This window comes from Denitrobacterium sp. (genome assembly GCF_056180635.1).
The window spans coordinates 52,832-72,433 of sequence record NZ_JAZZJS010000008.1; the positions used below are offsets into that span (position 1 = coordinate 52,832).

At 60.9% G+C, this 19,602-nt stretch carries 18 protein-coding genes; 3 read left to right on the plus strand and 15 right to left on the minus strand.

All coding sequences use genetic code 11. The features are described 5' to 3' along the window. Positions 1-4: 4 nt before the first annotated feature. The 3 genes from AC04P6_RS00815 to AC04P6_RS00825 are packed head-to-tail and all read right to left on the minus strand — an operon-like array spanning position 5 to position 2,483. On the minus strand, positions 5-196 hold the full coding sequence (locus tag AC04P6_RS00815) for a hypothetical protein (RefSeq protein WP_475564691.1): 192 nt from the start codon (positions 194-196) through the stop codon (positions 5-7). Beyond that, positions 196-2,001 carry a translation elongation factor 4 gene (gene lepA, locus AC04P6_RS00820; RefSeq protein ID WP_475564692.1) on the minus strand — a complete coding sequence of 602 codons (1,806 nt, stop codon included), beginning with the start codon at positions 1,999-2,001 and terminating at the stop codon, positions 196-198. The genes AC04P6_RS00815 and lepA overlap by 1 nt, the downstream gene beginning before the upstream one ends. Positions 2,002-2,009: 8 nt before the next feature. Next, positions 2,010-2,483 (minus strand): hypothetical protein, encoded by a 474-nt coding sequence (locus AC04P6_RS00825; RefSeq protein WP_475564693.1) that lies wholly within the window; start codon positions 2,481-2,483, stop codon positions 2,010-2,012. 218 nt (positions 2,484-2,701) lie between these two features. On the opposite strand from AC04P6_RS00825, the gene rpsT reads away from it, so the two are divergent. Then, a complete protein-coding gene (rpsT, locus tag AC04P6_RS00830) occupies positions 2,702-3,196 on the plus strand; it encodes a 30S ribosomal protein S20 (RefSeq protein ID WP_475564694.1) in 495 nt (164 codons plus the stop codon). Positions 3,197-3,299: 103 nt separating this feature from the next. Here the strand turns inward: rpsT and holA are convergent, their stop codons facing one another. The 11 genes from holA to AC04P6_RS00885 all read right to left on the minus strand — a co-directional run bounded on the left by holA (position 3,300) and on the right by AC04P6_RS00885 (position 13,102). After that, positions 3,300-4,274 carry a DNA polymerase III subunit delta gene (gene holA, locus AC04P6_RS00835; RefSeq protein WP_475564695.1) on the minus strand — a complete coding sequence of 325 codons (975 nt, stop codon included), beginning with the start codon at positions 4,272-4,274 and terminating at the stop codon, positions 3,300-3,302. A 9-nt stretch (positions 4,275-4,283) separates the two neighbouring features. After that, entirely contained in the window at positions 4,284-6,554 is a 2,271-nt protein-coding gene (locus AC04P6_RS00840) for a DNA internalization-related competence protein ComEC/Rec2 (RefSeq protein ID WP_475564696.1), read from the minus strand. 49 nt (positions 6,555-6,603) lie between these two features. Next, a complete protein-coding gene (locus tag AC04P6_RS00845) occupies positions 6,604-7,269 on the minus strand; it encodes a helix-hairpin-helix domain-containing protein (protein WP_475564697.1) in 666 nt (221 codons plus the stop codon). Positions 7,270-7,391: 122 nt separating this feature from the next. Continuing rightward, a complete protein-coding gene (gene thiI, locus AC04P6_RS00850; protein WP_475564698.1) occupies positions 7,392-8,597 on the minus strand; it encodes a tRNA uracil 4-sulfurtransferase ThiI in 1,206 nt (401 codons plus the stop codon). Positions 8,598-8,686: 89 nt separating this feature from the next. After that, the gene (locus AC04P6_RS00855; protein WP_066662642.1) at positions 8,687-8,947 is read right to left on the minus strand and encodes a DNA-directed RNA polymerase subunit omega; all 261 of its coding nucleotides are present in this window, start codon (positions 8,945-8,947) and stop codon (positions 8,687-8,689) included. Between the two features lie 5 nt (positions 8,948-8,952). Then, complete coding sequence (gene gmk / locus AC04P6_RS00860; protein WP_475564699.1) at positions 8,953-9,531, minus strand: guanylate kinase; 579 nt, start codon at positions 9,529-9,531, stop codon at positions 8,953-8,955. Beyond that, positions 9,531-9,839, minus strand: a complete 309-nt coding sequence (mihF, locus tag AC04P6_RS00865) for an integration host factor, actinobacterial type (RefSeq protein WP_066662647.1) — start codon at positions 9,837-9,839, stop codon at positions 9,531-9,533. Before mihF ends, gmk begins: the two co-directional genes overlap by 1 nt. Positions 9,840-9,992: 153 nt before the next feature. Continuing rightward, the gene (gene pyrF, locus AC04P6_RS00870; protein ID WP_475564700.1) at positions 9,993-10,727 is read right to left on the minus strand and encodes an orotidine-5'-phosphate decarboxylase; all 735 of its coding nucleotides are present in this window, start codon (positions 10,725-10,727) and stop codon (positions 9,993-9,995) included. After that, positions 10,721-11,638, minus strand: coding sequence for a dihydroorotate dehydrogenase (locus tag AC04P6_RS00875; protein ID WP_475564701.1), 918 nt, complete (start codon positions 11,636-11,638; stop codon positions 10,721-10,723). The genes pyrF and AC04P6_RS00875 overlap by 7 nt, the downstream gene beginning before the upstream one ends. Continuing rightward, positions 11,638-12,435: a dihydroorotate dehydrogenase electron transfer subunit gene (locus AC04P6_RS00880; RefSeq protein ID WP_475564702.1), complete on the minus strand. Its 798-nt coding sequence runs from the start codon at positions 12,433-12,435 to the stop codon at positions 11,638-11,640. The genes AC04P6_RS00875 and AC04P6_RS00880 overlap by 1 nt, the downstream gene beginning before the upstream one ends. 136 nt (positions 12,436-12,571) lie before the next feature. Continuing rightward, positions 12,572-13,102 carry a flavodoxin family protein gene (locus tag AC04P6_RS00885; RefSeq protein ID WP_475564703.1) on the minus strand — a complete coding sequence of 177 codons (531 nt, stop codon included), beginning with the start codon at positions 13,100-13,102 and terminating at the stop codon, positions 12,572-12,574. A gap of 135 nt (positions 13,103-13,237) precedes the next feature. Between AC04P6_RS00885 and AC04P6_RS00890 the strand changes: the two genes are divergently transcribed. Both AC04P6_RS00890 and AC04P6_RS00895 read left to right on the plus strand, forming a co-directional pair. Next, positions 13,238-14,119, plus strand: a complete 882-nt coding sequence (locus AC04P6_RS00890; RefSeq protein ID WP_475564704.1) for a LysR family transcriptional regulator — start codon at positions 13,238-13,240, stop codon at positions 14,117-14,119. Positions 14,120-14,244: 125 nt separating this feature from the next. After that, positions 14,245-16,497, plus strand: coding sequence for an oxidoreductase (locus AC04P6_RS00895; protein WP_475564705.1), 2,253 nt, complete (start codon positions 14,245-14,247; stop codon positions 16,495-16,497). An 80-nt stretch (positions 16,498-16,577) separates the two neighbouring features. On the opposite strand, the gene carB is transcribed toward AC04P6_RS00895, so the two are convergent. Continuing rightward, on the minus strand, positions 16,578-19,602 hold a 3,025-nt coding region (carB, locus tag AC04P6_RS00900), incomplete at its 5' end, for a carbamoyl-phosphate synthase large subunit (protein ID WP_475564706.1).

Below are 19,602 nucleotides of genomic sequence, written 5' to 3' on the forward strand. Positions count from 1 at the left end.
GCCGCTACATGCTGCCCAACGCACTGGTTACGCCAAGCATCAGGAACACGACGAGGACGAACGCCACAACGAGCACGCCAGCGCACCCGAGCACGATGGCAAGCTTGCTGCCACCGCTCATACCCTGCTTCAGCTGGGCGTTCTTCTTCTCGTCGAACGGATCGTCGAGCCAATCGTATTGTTCGGAGCGCGCCATTAGTCATCCACCTTCAGAATCGCCATGAATGCCTCTTGCGGCACTTCAACGCTGCCAATATTCTTCATGCGCTTCTTGCCGCGCTTCTGCGCTTCCAGAAGCTTGCGCTTGCGGCTGATGTCGCCGCCATAGCACTTCGCAAGAACGTCCTTGCGCTTCGCCTTAACCGTTTGGCGAGCCAGAACACGCCCGCCCACAGCTGCTTGGATGGGCACCTCGAACATCTGGCGCGGAATGATTTCCTTGAGCTTCTCGCAGAGCACCTTGCCGCGGTCGTACGCCTTGTCGCGATGCACGATGAACGACAGCGCGTCGATGGGCTTGCCGGAAAGCAGGATGTCGAGCTTCACCAGACGACTGGGCTTGTAGCCATCGAACTCATAGTCGAGCGAGGCGTAGCCCTTCGTGTTGCTCTTCAGCTTGTCGAAGTAATCGAGGATGAGCTCGGAAAGCGGGAGCTCCCAGATCATCTCGACCGTTTGCTGCGACAGGTAGTTCATGGTGACGAACGTGCCGCGGCGCGCGACCGTGAGGTCCATGACCGCGCCCACGTAATCGGGCGGAATGAGGATCTTCGCCTTCAGGTAGGGCTCCTCGATATGCTCGATTTCGCCCGGGTCAGGCATATCCTGCGGCGAATGCAGGCTGATCATCTCGCCATTCGTCTTGTACACGTGGTATTCCACGCTGGGAGCCGTGGCCAGAAGGTCGAGGTCGAATTCGCGCTCGAGGCGCTCCTTCACCACCTCCATATGCAGAAGGCCCAGGAAGCCAACGCGGAAGCCGAAGCCGAGTGCGTGGCTCGTTTCAGGTTCGTAGCGCAGGGCCGGGTCGTTCAACGAGAGCTTGTCGAGCGCATCGCGCAGGTCGGGATACTGGTCGCTGTCGATGGGGAACATGCCCGTGTACACCATGGGCTTCGCGTCGCGATAGCCGGGCAGGGGCTCTTCCACGCCACCAGTTGCCAACGTTACCGTATCGCCCACCTTCACCATGGAAGTGTCTTTCAAGCCCGTGACCAGGTACCCTACCTCGCCAACGGAAAGCGAATCAGCGGCAACTTCCGCAGGACGGCGCACGCCAACTTCTTCCACGTGCGTGGTTGCGCCCGTGGCCATCATGCGGATGCGCTCGCCCTTGCGCATGGTGCCGTCGACGATGCGCACCAGGGCCACAACGCCGCGATAGGCATCGAAGTACGAGTCGAAGATGAGAGCGCGCAGCGGCGCATTCGGGTCGCCCTGCGGCGCGGGGATGTTGTACACCACCGATTCCAGCAGGTCATGCACGCCGATGCCCGTTTTGCCACTAGCGAGAACCGCATCGTCGGCGGGAATGGCCAACGCGTCTTCGATTTCCTCGCGCACGCGTTCGGGCTCGGCGGAGGGCAGGTCGATCTTGTTGATGAGCGGAATGATTTCCAGATTGGCGTTCATGGCCATCATGGCATTCGCGACCGTCTGCGCTTCCACGCCCTGCGTGGCGTCGACCACGAGAACCGCGCCCTCGCATGCAGCCAGGCTTCGCGAGACCTCGTATGTAAAGTCGACGTGACCTGGGGTATCAATAAGGTTGAAATGGTATACCTGACCGTCGTCGGCCGTGTAATCGACACGAACCGCCTGGCTTTTGATGGTGATACCGCGTTCGCGCTCGATATCCATGGAATCGAGCAGCTGCTCCTGCATGTCGCGCTGAGCCACCGTGCCCGTCATTTCCAGAATGCGGTCGGAAATGGTGGACTTGCCGTGGTCGATATGCGCGATGATGCTGAAGTTTCGTATGTAATTAGGATCTATGCTCATGCATAGAACTATAGCGTAATCGACGCCGATTCGGATTCGTCGGAGCTTACAACCACGATTTGACCAACAGACGAATCGCCGTTGTCGAGGCAGATGGCCCACACGCCATCGTCGAGCGAAAGCGTGGCGGAGCCGCCCGCAACGCTTTCGGTATGGTCGAGAATGGGCGTGTACGCGGTACCATCGGACGAGGTAAACAGCGGAGTGCAGATGGAAACCTTATCGGCCTTCGTGTTCACCGTCACCGTGTTGTTCGAGCGCACGGCATCGTTATGGGCGGTGGTTCCGTAGGTGGTCTTTTCCCCATGGCACGTGGTGCACGTTTGATTGGGGGAAACGATCTGGTGCCCCCGGGAGCCGCAACCACCCAGGAACAGGGCGCACATGAGCGCGGCCGCGCTAAGGCACGCGAATAGCGTCGCGCTGCGGAAAGAGAACGTCGTATGGTGTGTAATTGTGGATTTGCGCACGTTCAGCCTCATGTGTCCCCTCTTCTCTATTACTATAACCGTGGTCGGAGCGCAGATACTACGTCCAGCCGTGCTTGCAACGAATGTACCACGTTCGATGAATACAAGCATTAACCAGAATTCAGTTAATGTGAGTATTTTGGTCGCTTAGAGGTACCCAATGCACATGGATTGTGCTACGATTTCAAAGTTTTCGTTTGAAACATTTGGTATTAACGGAGGATACAGACGTGGCGAACATCAAAAGCCAGAAGAAGCGAATCATTACCAACGAGAAGGCTCGTATGCGCAATCGCGCTGTCCGTTCCGAGCTGAAGACCGCAACCCGCGCCGTCAAGGACGCCGTTGCTGCGCAGGACGGCCCCAAGGCCCTCGAAGCTGCTCATTACGCTTGCAAGCTGATGGACCGCGCCGCTTCCAAGGGTGTTATCCACAAGAACCAGGCTTCCAACCGCAAGAGCGGCATCATGAAGCTCGCTAACACGGTTGCCACCGAAGAGGACCGCAAGAACTACAAGGCCCCCGAAAAGAAGGCTCCCGTAGCCAAGGGCGGCACGAAGAAGGCTGCTGCCAAGGCTGCCAAGATTGCCGCTCTGGAAGAGGCCGCCAAGGTCAAGGAAAAGAACCGCAAGGCCACCCAGAAGGCTGAAGCTGAAGCCGCCAAGAAGAAGGCCGAAGCTGCTGCCGCTGAAGCTGCCGCCGAAGCCGAAGAGTCCGCCGAATAAGGTATACTCTTTTCGAACGGATTCGTTCGCATATCAAGTGGGAAGAGCCGCTCATTCGAGCGGCTCTTCTGTATTACTGGGCTTGTTTCGCGTGCTACGCGACTTACTTGGATCGGGTCACAACCGAAATGACCCAGTTCTGGAAGACCGTTTCCGCATCGGAACCGCTCTTCATGGCGGCTTCGGCATCGCGCGCGCCAATGAGAGCCTGATGCAATTCCTCGCTGGTGAAGCTGCGCGCCCACATGGCATGACGCTTAACGCGCCAAGCGGGAGCATGGAGCACGCCAGGAAGGTCGTTGATGCGCCCACGCTGCAGAAGAGCGCGCGCGATCATGAGCTCGCGGATGCGCGTGGTGCACATCGACATGAGCGCGAAGGGCGTCATGCTATCCAGTCGCGAGCGCACGAGCAGGCACTTCTTCAGGTTGCGCTCGGAAAACGCGTCGGTGAAATCCCACGGCTTCATTTCCGCCGTGCGGCTGACCATGTTCAGGACTTCGGTTTCGTTGATGGGGTCGCTTCCGCGGTGAGCGAGCGCGAGCTTCTGAATTTGCGAATCGAGCTGCACGGTATTGTCACCCACAAGGTCGACCAACGTGGTGGCAGCCGCCTGCGTGACGGTGACGCCATGCGAGGTGGCCATGGCACGCACCTTGTTGGGAAGCTCCGCGTGCTTGGGCGGAGTGCAATCGATTACCGCCTGCTTGCCTACCTTGGCGGCAGCCTTGTACAGGCGCGTGTTCTTTGCCAAGCCAGTGGATACGAGGCAGAGCACCGTGGTAGCCGAGGGCTCGCCAAGATACTGCACGAGCGCTTCTTGGTCGGCCTTCTTGAGCTTTTCGACGGCGGTAACGAGCACCATGCGAACGTTGCTGGCGAAGGGAAGCGTGTTGCATGCGGCCACGATGGATTCGCCCGTGTCGCTCTCGCCCGAGAACGTATCGGAGTTGAACTCGAGGTCGCCTTCCTTTGCGACGCGCTGACGCAAGCGCTTGACGACCGTCTCGCGCTTCAGATCGTCGGCGCCGGTAACCAGGTATGCGGGGAGAAGCCCCTGTTCGCTTTTAGTAGTCATGCGTCTATTCTAACCGTTCGGGCGAACGGCGATGCCCGAGGGCGTTACATCACACACAACATCTGAGTCGACATCGGTGCGGAAGACGGCAGCGCCACACCCTTGCAACAACTCAAGGGCATCGGGCGTTGGATGCCCATAGCGATTCCCCTCGCCCACGCTGATGAGGGCGATTTCGGGAGAAAGCGTTCGCAGTAGCGCCTCGCTCATGCCCACGCGCGATCCATGATGCGGAACCTTGAGAATGTCGACATCGCAAAGCTCCCCTGCTTCGTTCAGCGGTTCAAGCACCTCGCTTTCCGCGTCACCCGTGAACAGGGCGCGCGCATCGACGACCCCATCGGAGTTCGCATCGCACGTTACGGCGCATACAAGGCTGTCGGCATTTCCTCCTTCGCAGGCAAATGAAGCGGGCGACACTATGCGAAGCGCAAAGTGGCCGATAGAGACCTCATCGCCGCATGCAAGCGCCGTAACGCGCGTGCCGCCGATAGCCTGCATGAGCTTCGCGCAATTACCGGAAGGACAGGTAGGCAGATCCGCCGCCACGCACACCGTGCCAACGGGCACGGACTGCACTATCGCGGGAAGCGAACCGCAATGGTCGTCGTCAGCGTGAGTGATGAGCACGGCGTCAAGCGAGCGTATGCCATGCCGCGCAAGCCCCGCCAGCACCTGCGTATCATGCGTGCCCGTATCGATGAGCATTGCATGAGAACCGCTGCGCAGCACAAATGCATCGCCCTGCCCCACGTCGAGCATCACGATTTCGTCGCCATGCAGCCAAGCTGGCAGAAACAGAAACGCACAGAGCGAAACCACGCCTAACCCGAAGGCAGCACGCGCACGCCGAGGTGTTGGGTTAGGCCAAGCGATATACAGCACGACAACGGCAATGAACGCACATGTGAGCAAGATGGGAGCATCGCCCGATGCGGGCACGCATGCGAAGGGAATGCACGAGCACAGACGCACGAAGAAGGCGATAGCCTGCGCGAAGAGGCAAACCAATCCAAGCAGGGGCGCTCCGGCAGCCGGAGCGAATACCGCCAAGCTCGCCATGCAAAGCCCACCGCCACACAACGCCCCAAACAGCGGCCCCACAAGGGCGTTCGCGATAGGCGACACCAAAGAAAGCTGCGCGAACAGCGAAGCCGTAAGGGGAATGGTAAATACGTTCGCCGATAGCGTAAGCGAAACGACATCGGCAAGCGCACGAACCCTACCCCGCAACAGCGCGGATACCCACAACGACATGTAGCGCGCGAATAGCACGATGCCCAACGTCGCAAGCGTGGAAAGGCAGAACGACACCTGCGTTGCAACCGTTGGGTCGAACGAAATCATGACGATGATGCAGAGTGCCAATGCCACCTGCGACGCGCCACGGCGTTTGGCAACGTACGACAAGATCATCGCCGAAGACATGAACATGGCGCGCACCGCCGAAAGAGGCACGCCCGTGAACACGACATACGCAACCATAAAGGCCAGCGAGGCAACCACGACGGCGCCCTTCCCCACGCGAAGGCGCTTGAACGCATAGAGCAGCAACGCCATGAGAATAGAGAGATGCGAACCCGAAACGGCCACGATGTGCGCGAGGCCACACGCTTTTACGCAGCCATACAAATCGCCCGATTGCAGCCCATCGCGTTCCCCCAACACGATGGCGCTTACAAGCGCCTTGCCATCGGACGCTTCTTCGCCAATGCAGTCGCGAATGGCGCATGCGCAGCTCGCGCGAAAGGACGAGATAGCCGACACCACGCCCGGCACCTCGAGCTGCTCGACCGATGAAGCCGCAAGCACGCCAACAACCCCCTTGCGCCTAAGCTGCTCAAGCGATTTTTCCGAAGGAGGCTTCACCTTGCCGCGAACGCGTACGACATCCCAGCAGCGAAGCGCACAACCCGACGGAACGGAAAGGCGGATGCGCACGCGCGAACCAGAAGGCAGTAGCACTTCGCCCGTGGCCGAATCCGAGAACTGGCCCTCGATGGCATCCCCCGTGATTCGCACCACATGTTCGCTCGCCGTAAGGGATTCGACTTCCGAAAGGCTCGCATCGTAGGCAACCGACTGACCCGCGAACAACAAGCAGGCCAACCCCGCGCCCACGCAACAGAGCGCGAAGCGTCGCGCAATGCCGAAGAGCATCATGGCAATCGAACAGACGAGCACGATGGCCCCTGCAGCAAGCAGAACGTTCAGCGCACCACCCGCGGACCCAACATACGCTTGCAGCGCAGCAAGCGTTCCCCACAATGGCAGCGCCACAAGAAGCAACGCCTGTATCGCCGGACGCTCGGGCGCCCGCTGCGGTTCGTCACACGCAAATGCTGTCTGCAAGAGAGGCATACTTTTTATCACCGATGCCCGTTACGCGCTTCAAGTCTTCCTTAGTCTTGAACGGACCGTTCTCTTCCCTGTCGGCAATGATTTTCTTCGCCGTGGACGCCCCCACGCCCGATAAGCTCTCAAGCTCCGCCTGCGTGGCCGTATTGATATTCACCAACCCCGAAGAGGCCCCAGGCGAAGATGCGGCAGACGGCGCGGCAGGCGCGGGCAGAGTGGCATCGTTGGACGGAACGAGGAGCTGCTCGCCATCGGAGACGACACGAGCAAGATTAAGCGCACTCGTATTCGCGTCCTCCGTGAAACCACCTGCCGCATCGATGCAAGCCGCCACACGCGTTCCATCAGGAAAATCGTACACGCCCGGACTTGCCACGCACCCCGAAACGTACACGACGACGCGCGCAGGCTCGGGCGGAGCATCCTGGGAAGCCGCATTATCGGGCGAGGACTGAACCCCCGATGACGAGCCCGCCACCACGGTAAACGGGTCGCCCGCCATCGCAAGCGCAACGTTATGCACGGCAAGCCCAACCACCACCAGAACAAGTGCGACAATGCCCACGAGCACGGGAATGCTGCATTCCCCCACATGGAGCTTCTGGACAATACGATTCGAGGGATCGATGAAGGGCATAGCGCACCGCCTTTCTGGTTCGCGTCTACCCTACCCATCCGCGCTAACGAAGCGAGCGCAAAAAAGTCGCGCCACTCTCGCACGAGAATGACGCGACGGTCGCACGATCTATGCAGCGCAGACTACTTGCGGCGCTTCTTATACGACGGACACGCGTAATCGTGAATCTCCACGCCTTCCAGAATGGACTCGATCCACTCATCGAGGGGAAACGCCTCTTCGGCAGCAAGCGCGTCTTCCAGCTTCGCATGCGTTTCGGGATTGCGCGGCATGAAGAGCGTGCAGCAATCGGGCGCATCCTGGCTGGAAATCTCGAACGAGCCGAGCTTCTGGGCATCGGCGATAATCTCCTGCTTGTCGCTGCCGATAAGCGGACGGAACACGGGCATGTTTACCGCGGCATCGGTGACGAAGATGTTGTCGATGGTCTGACTGGCCACCTGACCAAGGCTTTCGCCCGTGGCGATGGCCTTGGCACCTTCCTTCTGGGCAATGCGCTCGGCAACCTTGAACATAAGGCGGCGATACAGGATGACGCGCAGCTCGGGCGGGGCAATGAGAGAGATCTCGCGCTGGTAATCGCCAAACGGGACGATGTAGCAGCGCGCGATGCAACCCGTGCGCTCGAGCACGTGACAGATGTCGTCGACCAAGAATTCGCTCGTGGAAGACGTCTGCGGACGACCGCTGAAATGGACCGCAATGGGGATGGCGCCACGACGCGCCATGCGCCACGTTGCCACGGGCGAATCGATGCCGCTCGAGAGCATGGTAATCACGCGACCGCTGGCACCCACGGGCAGGCCACCCACGCCGCGCACGGAGCGAGCGTAAACGTAGGCATTGCCCTGGATAACCTCGACGCCCACCTTCACGTCGGGATCCTTCATCTTCACAGTCTTCTCGGGGAAATGCTCGCACAGATACGAGCCCACGAGCTGGTTCATTTCCATGGAGGAAATCGCGAAGTCGGTATGGTTGCGACGCGCGGCCACCTTGAAGCTCTGGAACGCGCCCACTTCGGCAAGCGCCATGCGCGCGGCTTCGTTCATGATCTCGATTTCGCGGTCGCACTTATAACCACACGACACGCGCGCAACGCCGGGAACGCCCGCGATGGCATCTTCCATCTTGCAGGCGGTTTCGTAATCGGTGCCTTCCTTGATGAACACGCACAGACGGCCCGAAATGCGGCGAATCGTGACGAGGGGATACCCCGCGAGCAGCGCTTCGATATTCTTGAGCAGGCGATTTTCGAACGACGTGCGATTATGGCCCTTCAAGCCAATTTCGTGATAATGCACGAGGCAGATGCGTTGCAGTTCCATGGTGACCTTCCGAGTAAATAATGCGCAAAAGGCGCCCGCGTGCTTCATCGTGAAGCAAGCGGGCGCCAGAAGTGGCTATACCCTAGCAATTAATGCGTCTTGGCGTCGATCGTGCCGGGGTCGAACGACACGTCTTCCTTGGCGATTTCGCCAAACGCAATGGAGAGGGGCTTCTTGTTGGAAGCGCGCGCGATTTCAACGGCGGTCTGCAGCTGAATAGCGCGTTCGCGCTGGCCGCGAAGCATATCGTTGATGTCGTGGGCGCGATGCGAAGCAACGGCGCACAGCAGGAAGCGGTCGTTTTCCGTTTCCTCGAGCAGTTTGTCGATCTTAGGTTCGATAAGACTCATTCGTACTATCCTTTGTAATCACCGGTTGCCTGATCCTCGATATACGAGACAAGCTGTTGCGTGGCCTCTTCGAGGTTGTCATTTACAACCGTGTAATCATACTTCATTTTTTGCTGAAGCTCCACCTGTGCGACCTTCATTCGCGCATCAATCACATCTTCCGACTCGGTTCCGCGCCCGCGGAGCCTCTCGAGAAGGATTTCCATAGAAGGCGGTTCGATGAAGACCAGATGGCACGAAGGGAATTTCTCCTTCACCTGGAAACCGCCCTGAACGTCGATTTCCAAGATGACCTGATCGCCTGCGGCGATATGCTCCTCCACGCTTGCACGCGGGGTGCCGTACTTCGCCGTGTGAACGTTTGCCCATTCCAGGAAGCCATCCTGTGATACGAGGTCTTCGAATTGACCATCGGTCATAAAGAAATAGTGGACGCCATCGACCTCGCCCTCGCGCGGTGCGCGCGTGGTAGCAGAAACGGATACCCACGCATCGGGTACCCGCTCAAGCAACCGGGCCACCAGGGTGCCTTTGCCTGCACCCGATGGCCCGGATATGACGTACAGATTGCCCTGGCGCGCCACTAGGCCAGGCGCTCCAGCAGAGCAGCTTCCTGACGCTCGCCCAGACCGCGCAGACGGCGGCTTTCGGCGATGTGAAGCTCGTTCATTACCTTTTCGGCCTTGGCCTTGCCATAACCGGGAAGCGTTTCGATGAGCGTGGAAACCTTCATGCGGCCGATTACCGGATCGTCCTTCTGCTTGAGGACGTCGGCCAGCGTGAGTTCACCAGATTTAAGCTGATCGCGGACCTCCGCGCGCTTGATACGAGCAGCCTTTGCCTTCTCGAGAGCGGCCTTGCGCTCTTCTGGGGTGAGCTGAGGAATTGCCATCTTCAGATCTCCTTGTCTCGCTTTAGGTTATGCACATTTCGTGCCGTTGTTGCTTATCCTAATACAAAACAATGGCTATGAACAGCATTTTTAGCATATTGCTCGCCCAAGCGACCGCTGGGCGAGCAATATCAACCGCAGAATCTGTGGATTTTACGCCTCGTCGAGTTCGGAAACGATGCGCTCGAACGCGGCGACGGGGTCGTCGGCCTCGGTAATGGGACGGCCGATGACCAGGTGCGATGCTCCATTTTCGAAGGCCATGGCAGGGGTGGTGACACGCGACTGGTCGCCCTTGGAAGCCCAGGTGGGACGCACGCCAGGCGTGACGATGAATGCATCGGGACCAAGGAGCTCGCGCAGCACGGGAGCCTCGAGCGGCGATGCCACAACGCCCGAAAGACCGGCTTCCTTGGCCGTGGAGGCCAGGGCCTTAACCTGCTCTTCCACCGAACGCGTGACGCCCGTGGAAGCGAGGGTCTCGGCATTCATGCTCGTGAGCACCGTGATGCCGAGCGTAACGGGCTCGGGGATGCCGAAATCGCTGGACGCGGTGCGCGCGCCTTCCAGTGCAGCCTGCATCATGGGAAGGCCGCCCACGGCGTGCATGGTGAGCATGTCGGCACCATTATGCGTGGCCGACGAAGCGGCTCCGCGCACCTGATGCGGAATGTCATGGAACTTCAGGTCGAGGAAGATCTTGAAGCCGCGTTCCTTGAGCTCGTAGACGATCTGGGGACCCAGCTTGTAGAAGAGCGTCATGCCAATCTTCAGCCACGCGGCATGCCCAGCGAGCATGTCGGCCAAATCGAGCGCGCGTGCGCGGTCGCAGTCGAGCGCGACGATGATGCGGTCGCGGGGGCTTTCCTCTTTCCAGTTGGCTAGCATACAAGGCCTCCTACCAGCTCGTTCACGTCGTGCACGCCCTGCTCCTCGCAGTAGGCGCGAATGCCATCGATAACCTCGCGCGTGGCGAGGGGGTTTACGAAATTGGCGGTGCCCACGGAAACGGCCGTGGCGCCGGCGAGCATGAATTCCACGGCATCGGTGCCGTTCATGATGCCGCCCATGCCCAGGATGGGCACCTTCACGGCGTTGTGCACCTGCCACACCATGCGCAGGGCAACGGGCTTCACGGCGGGACCGGAAAGGCCGCCCACCACGCGGGCGAGCACGGGCTTGCGCGTACGCGCGTCGATGGCCATGCCCAGAAGCGTGTTGATGAGCGAGAGAGCATCGGCACCGGAAGCTTCGGCGGCGCGTGCGATTTCGGTGATGTCGGTAACGTTGGGCGACAGCTTCACAATCATCGGCTTCTTGGTGGCCTCGCGGCAGAGGCTGACGATCTTCTCGACGCTGGGAACGTGCGTGCCGAAGGTCATGCCGCCGGAATCGACGTTCGGGCAGCTGATGTTCACCTCGTAGGCGCTCACGCGATCATCATCGTCGAGCGCTTCGATGACCTGCACGTATTCCTCGAAGCTGTGGCCGGAAACATTCACGATGACGGGAACGTCGCGCCCCTCGAGCCAGCCGAGGTCCTTTTCCTTCAGCACGGCCACGCCGGGGTTCTGCAGGCCAATGGAATTGAGCATGCCCGAGGGCGTTTCGGCGATGCGGGGGCTGGCGTTGCCTTCCCAGCCGTTCAGCGACACGCCCTTGGTGGTAACGGCGCCCAGAAGCTCGACGGGCACGAAGTCGTTGTACTCGCGGCCCGCGGCATAGGTGCCCGAAGCCACGGTAACGGGGTTCTTCATCTGCAAGCCGCCCAGATTGACGGCCATGTTTACCTGCGTCATTACCAGACCACCTCGTCTGCATCGAAAATCGGGCCATCAACGCATGCGCGCTTCTTGCCCTGGGTGGTTTCCACCACGCAGGAAAGGCACGCGCCCACGCCACACGCCATGCGGCGCTCCATGGAAACCTGGCAGGGAACGCCGGCTTCCGCGGCAAGATTCGCCACGGCATGCATGAGGGGCTCGGGGCCGCACGTGATGACGCGGCTGTAGTCGTTCTTCTGCATGAGCTCGGCTGCGGGAATGGTGGCGAAGCCCTTGAAGCCATACGAGCCATCGTCGGTGGCGCAAACCGGGTCGGCGCCGAGCAGCGCAGCATAGCGCTCACGCGTGACCAGGGCATCGACGTTCTGCGCACCCAGGATCACATCGACGGGAACACCCGCTTCGACACAGCGTTTCACCTGCATGAACGTAGCCGGGGCACCCGCACCGCCCGCAACGGCGAGCACGCGCGTTTCCCCTTCGGGGGCATCCCAGGGGCGCCCGATGGGGCCAATCTGATCGAGCTTGGCACCAGGAGCGAGCTGCGAGAGGAATTCCGTGCCATACCCCACCACCTGGTAGAGGATGTCGAGCGTGCCCTGCTCGGGGAACGTCTCGTACACGCTGAAGGGACGGCGCAGAATATGCGATTCCATCTGGGGAATGCGCACGTGCGTAAACTGACCGGGAAGAAGGGCTTCGGCGATACGCGGGCTTTCGACGCGCATCACGAACAGCCGGGGACCAACCTTCTCGTTGGATAGCAGGGTAACCTGCTCGTGCAGGAGACCGCTGCGGTCTTCACATGACATAGATGTGCCTCTCGCTCAGGTTCGGATTTGCTTCACTATACCGTACGCAATCCGCAAGGTGGCCTGCAGCGCAGCGACTTCAGGGAATGCACGCGAATGCCATACGCGAGAGGGAATGCGCGCTGAGCGCGAAGGGCTACGATTTCTTGCCGAAGCGCTTAGACGCGAGCACCGCACCCACGGCAATGCCAGCAACGGCAGCGGTGGCGACGGCGATGGACGCAGCCGTGATGGCAATCGCCTTCACATCGGGCCCGAAGCAAATGGAGCCAGCGTCGGACACATGCTTGCGCGCGAATGCGCGGGCGGCTTCCTTGCGGCTCTCGACGGCAAATTCGCAGGCGAAGAAATGCTTGCAATCGACGGGGATGCCACGCGCCTGCAGGATCTTGCGAAGGCCCAGAATGGTGCGGCGCGACACGCCCGACGTGGTGAAGAGCACGACGCGGCCGACCTTGCCCGCACGAAGCGCCTTCGCATACGAGCGAAGCTCCTTGGGCATGACATTGAGATACGGGGCGCCACCCAGGAAGAGGACGTCGCACTCAAGAGCCGCGGCGGGCATTTCGCCCGTCGAAAAGGCCTGCGTGCCAAGCTCTTCGGCGATTTCACGCGCAATGATTTCCGTATGACCCGTTTGGGAATGGTATACAACCGCAACGTTCATGAGGCACCTCGTTCGTTCGACAGCGAATCCATTATACGAGCAGGCACGCTTTGCTAGGCAAGCGGAGAACGAACGGTAACGAAAGGCTCCGCGGCGTGCGCAACGGCTATACTGTGCCAAAGAGGGAGGGCGCGTATGAACATTCACCAGATTGAATGGTTCTGCCTGGCATACGAACAGCAGTCGTTCGCGCGTGCGGCGCAGCGCGCGCACGTTTCCAGACAGGCCTTCAGCAAGCAAATGGGCAACATGGAACGAACGCTGGGGTATCCGCTGTTCACCCGCGACGAGCTGGGCGTGCACCCCACCGAGCACGCGCATGCCATCTACCCTTCCGCGCGGCAGTGCCTTGAGGGCTACCGTTCGTTCATGCGCACCGCCGACGATCAGCTGCTCGAATCGTGCCAGCAAGTGCGTATCGGCCTGGCCGACGGCATCACCGACGCGCTTCCCGAGGACTTCCTGGAGCGGCTCGAACACGACTGCCCCTACGTGCGCATCGCGCTGGAAAAGCACTACGTGAACCGCTGCATTTCCCTCCTGCGCCAGGGTTCGCTCGACCTGGTTATCAGCTCGAGCCCCGGACAACGCTCAGACCTGGAAGAACGCGTGCTCACGTCGTTCCCCATCTACGTGGCCATCCCCCGGGAGAAGCACGCCACCGTGGGCGACGAGCCCACGATCGACAGCCTTTCGAACCTGGAGTTTTTCGCGCTCGGGCCCGACTTCCCCAACGACCGGGAAGTGCAGGAGCTCTTCGAGTCGCATGGGTTCAGCTACCGTATGAACACGCAGTACAACGACTACGACATCGTGCTGCGCGAAGTGCGGCGCGGCAAGGGCGCGAGCATGGTGCCCTCCACCTGCCTGGAACAAGCGCAAAGCGAGAACACCTACATCGCCCCCTTCCCCATCCGCGACTTCACCTGGAACGTGGGCCTCTACAGCCTGCGCACCCCGCACGACGAGGCAACTCAGCGGGTCATCGCCTCGATTCAGAATCAATTCCCCAGGTAGTCACGGGGAGCAACCGCGCGTTGCCCCCGTCTCAAACGCTTTCTCCTTCTCCGAGCGCAAGTGCGCGGAATAGAGTGCAGGTGTCCATTGAGGGATGGATGACCATACGCAAGGAGGGAGAAAACATGGGAGAGAAGACTATCAGCCGACGCTCGTTTTTCAAGGGTGCCGCTTTTGGCGCCGCGGGAGCGGGAATCGCGGGGTTGGGACTCTCGGGCTGCTCCGCCCCGAAGGCGTCGAGCGCGAAGCCCGAGAGCGCATCGGCAACCCATAACGTCACGCCACAGGAGGCAATTTCCCAGCTCAATCCGCAGGACTGGGACTACACGAGCAACTCGGTAAAAGACTGGAATCAGACGAGCCTGTTCACACCCTGGAAGTTCGGCAGCATCGAGCTGGGAAACCGCATGGTGAAATCGGCGGCCGGTTCGGCCTACCTGCCCTGGTGGACCACGGAAATGACCATCGCCGAATACACGCACTGGGCCAAGGGCGGCGTGGAGATGATGTTCGTGGAAGACTACGCGAGCCTGCTGCCCCACTACCCCGCCTCGTACAAGATGCTCACGCGCGAAAACGCGGAGCTCGACAAGGTCGCATCTGCCATCCATGAAGCGGGCGCCCACTGCGGCTACCAACTTTCCCTGATGGGCGCTTCGTTTTCCGGATTCGACGCCACGACGGCGGCGCAATTCGAATGCGCGAAGGCGGGTGACCTCACGCTCGACGAGGTGCACCTGGTGCAGAGCGACTTCATCGACGCGGCGAAGTTCCTGAAAGCCCAGGGCTTCGACGCCGTGGAGATCAACGCCGCCGGCAATAACATCGGCCAGGCATTCCTCTCGCGCAACCGCAACTCGCGCACCGACGAGTACGGTCCGCAGAGCTTCGAGAACCGCGCGCGTTTCGTGGTCGAGATGATCGAGGGCATCAAGCGCGAATGCGGAGCCGACTTCCCCGTGCAGGTGCTCATTAACGTCATCGAGGAAAACGACTACGACCTGGGCAACAACTCCACGCTTACCACGCTCGAGGAGAACATCGAGATGTGCAAGCTGTTTGAGAAAGCAGGCGCAGACAGCCTGCACCTGCGCCTGGGACCCTTCAACAACCACCCCGCCGAATTCGCTTCGGACATGTACTTCACGGGCTATGGCATCGACGGCGTAACCGGCTACGGCAACATGTTCGACTTCTCGCGCCATTTCCAGGGCAAGCTCATCGCCAACCATTCCGGCTGCGGCATGCTGCTGGATGTTGCCGCCGAAATGCGCAAGGCAGTTTCCATTCCCGTTGGCTGCGTAACGTACATGGACCCAGCTCACGCGCCCGACATGTTCGTAGGCGCACTCGACGACGGCAAAGCCGACTTCTACATGATGAACCGCCCCTTCATGGTCGATCCGGAATACGTCAACAAGCTGAAGGAGAACCGCGCAGACGAGATTCGCCCCTGCAACAGGTGCCTTCACTGCCATTTCGACCTCGACGAAGAAGGCGTGTTCTACGAGCATTGCCGCATGAACGCCTGCCATATGCGCGCCTTCACCGAGCAGATGCCCGAAGGACCCGACATTCCAGCTGGTACCGGAAGCAAAAACGTCATGGTGGTGGGCGCGGGCCCCGCTGGCATGGAAGCCGCGCGCGTGGCAGCGCTGCGCGGGTACAACGTGACGCTCTACGAGAAGAAGAGCGACGTAGGCGGCCTGCTCGACTTCGCCGAAGCGGTGAAGGGCCAGCACGAGAACATCGGCATCGACAAGAAGTACTTCAAGCGCCAGATGGAAGTCTGCGGCGTGAACGTGGTAACCGGACAGGAAGTGAGCGCGGAATTCGCGAAGAAGGAGAACCCCGACGCGGTAATCGTGGCCACGGGCGGCATTCGTGACACGTTGGGCCTGGCTTCCACGAGCGGAACGGGCGTCGTATCGATCGAAGACTTCCTGACCAGCGAAATCGGGCAGAATGTCACGGTTGTGGGCACGGGCGCGCAGGCGGTCGACACCACCCTGCGCCTGCTTTCCCAGGGCAAGGAAGTCACCATCGTCTCGCCCGACCCCATCGAGAAGCTCGACCGCGGCCAGAGCGACCATATCAAAGGATTCGTCATCCCCATGCTCTACACGCGCGGCGTGCGCGTATGGCCGAACGCCCACATCAAGACGGTTGGCGACGGCTCGGTTACCATCAGCTGCGATACGGGCGTAGACATGACCTTCGATTGCGATACCGTGATCGAGGCCATGGACATGCTGCCCGACACGAGCCTAGCCGACGCGTTGAGCGGCATGAACGTGCAGCTCGTGGGCGATTGCAAGAAGCCCTTCAACATCGCCGAGGCCATCGCCGCAGGCAACCTTGCCGCACGCGCAATCTAGACCATTTCGTTGTTCCCTCCCACAACGTGAAAGGCGGCCTTCGGGCCGCCTTTCATGCGTGTTTGGCTTTTACCGCAAGCTTACAGGTACGTCTGGGGCAGGTCCTGCAGGGCGATGACGCGCGGTGCTTGCGCACGAGCGCTTTCCATGGCGCTTACCATGGCCTGAGCGGCAGGCAGGTTCGTAAGATTCATGACGCCATGGCGCACGGCCTCGAGGCGCAGGTAGTAGCTATCATCGCGCGTATCGTGGCCGAAGGGCGTGTTCACGATGAGCACCACTTCCCCGTTCGAGACCATGTCGCCAATGTTGGGCGAAGGCTGGCTTACGCGACGCACCACCTCCACGGGCACGCCCGAAGCCTCGAGCACCTGCGCAGTACCCTCGGTAGAGAGGAGCGTAAAGCCCAGGCGCACGAAGTCACGCGCAAGCGAGATGATGCTGCGCTTATCGCGATCGTTCACCGAGATGAACACCTTGCCCTCTTCGGGAAGGCGATACGAAATAGCCGTCTGCGTCTTCGCGTAGGCCGCGGGGAACGTACGCGCAACGCCCATGACCTCGCCGGTAGACTTCATCTCGGGCCCCAGCACGGTATCGGCGCCGGGGAACCTTCCGAAGGGCATAACCGCTTCCTTCACGCTGAAATGATCGAGCTTGCGGTCGTCGGCGGGAAGGTTCATCTGCGCGATGGTCTCGCCCGCCATGATGCGCGCAGCACACTTGGCAAGCGGCACGCCCGTCGCCTTGCTGATGAAGGGCACGGTGCGGCTTGCGCGCGGATTCGCCTCGATGACGTAGACCACGGCATCCTTAATGGCGCACTGCACGTTCATGAGGCCGCGCACGCCCAGGCGCAACGCCAGCCTGCGGGCAATATCGCGCAGCTTATCCTGGATGGCGTTGCTGAAGGTGAACGGCGGGATGCAGCATGCCGAGTCGCCCGAGTGAATGCCAGCCATCTCGATATGCTCCAGAATGCCGCCGATGTAAACCTCTTCGCCATCGCAGAGCACATCGACGTCGCATTCCACGGCGTCTTCCAGGAAGCGGTCGAGGTAGACGGGATGATCGGGTGAAATGCGCGCAGCCTGCTCCATGTAGGTTTCAAGCTGCTCGCGGTCGTAGACGATGGCCATGCCGCGGCCGCCAAGAACGTAGCTGGGACGCACCAGCAGCGGGAAGCCGATATCGCGCGCCACCATGCAGGCTTGTTCGAACGTGGAGGCCATGCCCGCGCGCGGGTACGTGATGCCCAGCTCGTCGAGGATGGCGCTGAAGCGATCGCGGTCTTCGGCAAGGTCGATGGCGTCAGGCTTGGTGCCCATCACGTTCACGCCAGCGGCTTCCAGGGCGCGAGCGAGCTTCAGGGGCGTCTGACCGCCCAGCGTGACGACCACGCCATCGGGCTGCTCGACGTCGACGATGTCCATGACGTCTTCGTACGTGAGCGGCTCGAAGTAGAGCTTGTCGGACGTGTCGTAGTCGGTTGATACCGTTTCGGGGTTGCAGTTCACCATGATGGTTTCATAGCCCGCATCGTGTAGTGCGTAGCTGGCGTGCACGCAGCAGTAGTCGAATTCGATGCCCTGGCCAATGCGGTTGGGGCCGGCGCCCAGAATCATCGCGCGCTTGCGCGTCTTCGGGGCGACTTCGCTCTCGCCATCATCGTACGTCTTGTAGTGGTACGCCGTGTCGCTATGGAATTCGGCAGCACAGGTGTCGACCTTCTTGAAGCTGGGAACAACGCCCAGGCCACGGCGGTACGCACGCACGGTGATTTCCTGCGTGTTGGTGAGGTGCGCGATCTGCGCATCGGATATGCCCGAGCGCTTCAGGAGGCGCATCGCGTCGGCATCGAGGTCGTAGAGGCTCATGCCACGCAGGTTTTCCTGGATGCGCACCATATCGGCCATGCGCTCGACGAAGAAGCGGTCGATACGCGTGGCGTCGCAGACCTTCTGCACCGACCAGCCGCGACGCAAGGCCTCGGCCATGTAGAAGATGCGGTCGGCCGTGGGGCGCGTGGCCAGGTCGTCGAAGTTCTCCTCATCGAAAGGAACGCCATCGACGCCTAGGCCGGCATGCGAGTTCTCGAGCGAGCGCAGGGCCTTGCCCAGCGATTCCTCGAACGTGCGGCCGATGGCCATGACCTCGCCCACCGCCTTCATGCGCGTGGATAGCGTGTCGTCGGTGCCCTTGAACTTCTCGAACGCGAAACGCGGCACCTTCACGACGCAGTAGTCGATGGAGGGTTCGAAGCACGCGGGCGTAACCTTCGTAATGTCGTTGGTGATTTCGCTGAGCGTATAGCCAACAGCCAGCTGAGCAGCGGCCTTGGCAATGGGGAAACCCGTCGCCTTCGACGCGAGCGCGGAAGAGCGCGACACGCGGGGGTTCATCTCGATGACGATCAGGCGGCCGTTTTCCGGATTCAGCGCGAACTGGACGTTGCTTCCACCCGTTTCGACGCCGATTTCCTCGAGAATGGCCAGGCTGGCGACGCGCATGCGCTGGTATTCCGTGTCGGTGAGCGTCTGAGCGGGGGCAACGGTAATGCTGTCGCCCGTGTGCACGCCCATGGCATCGAAGTTCTCGATGGAGCACACGATGATGCCATTGCCATCGGAATCGCGCATGACCTCCATCTCGTATTCTTTCCAGCCCTCGATGCTTTCCTCCACGAGCACCTCGCCCGCAGGGGACAGCTCGAGGCCCTGGCGCACGATGAGACGCAGCTCGTCCTCGGTATGCGCGATGCCACCGCCGGCGCCGCCAAGCGTGAAGGATGGGCGCAGCACGAGCGGATAGCCAATTTCGGACGCGAGGTCTAGGGCGTCTTCCACCGAGTAGGCGTAGCCACTGCGCGCGGTTTCGATGCCCAGCTTGGCCATGCATTCGTTGAACTGCTTGCGGTCTTCGCCGCGCTCGATGGCCTGCAGGTCGCAGCCGATCATCTCGACTCCGTATTCGCTGAGAATACCGGCTTTTGCCAGGTCGACGGCCGTGTTCAGGCCGGTCTGGCCACCAAGGGTGGGCAGCAGCGCGTCGGGACGCTCCTTTTCGATTACCTGCTGGATGGCTTCCACGGTAATGGGCTCGACG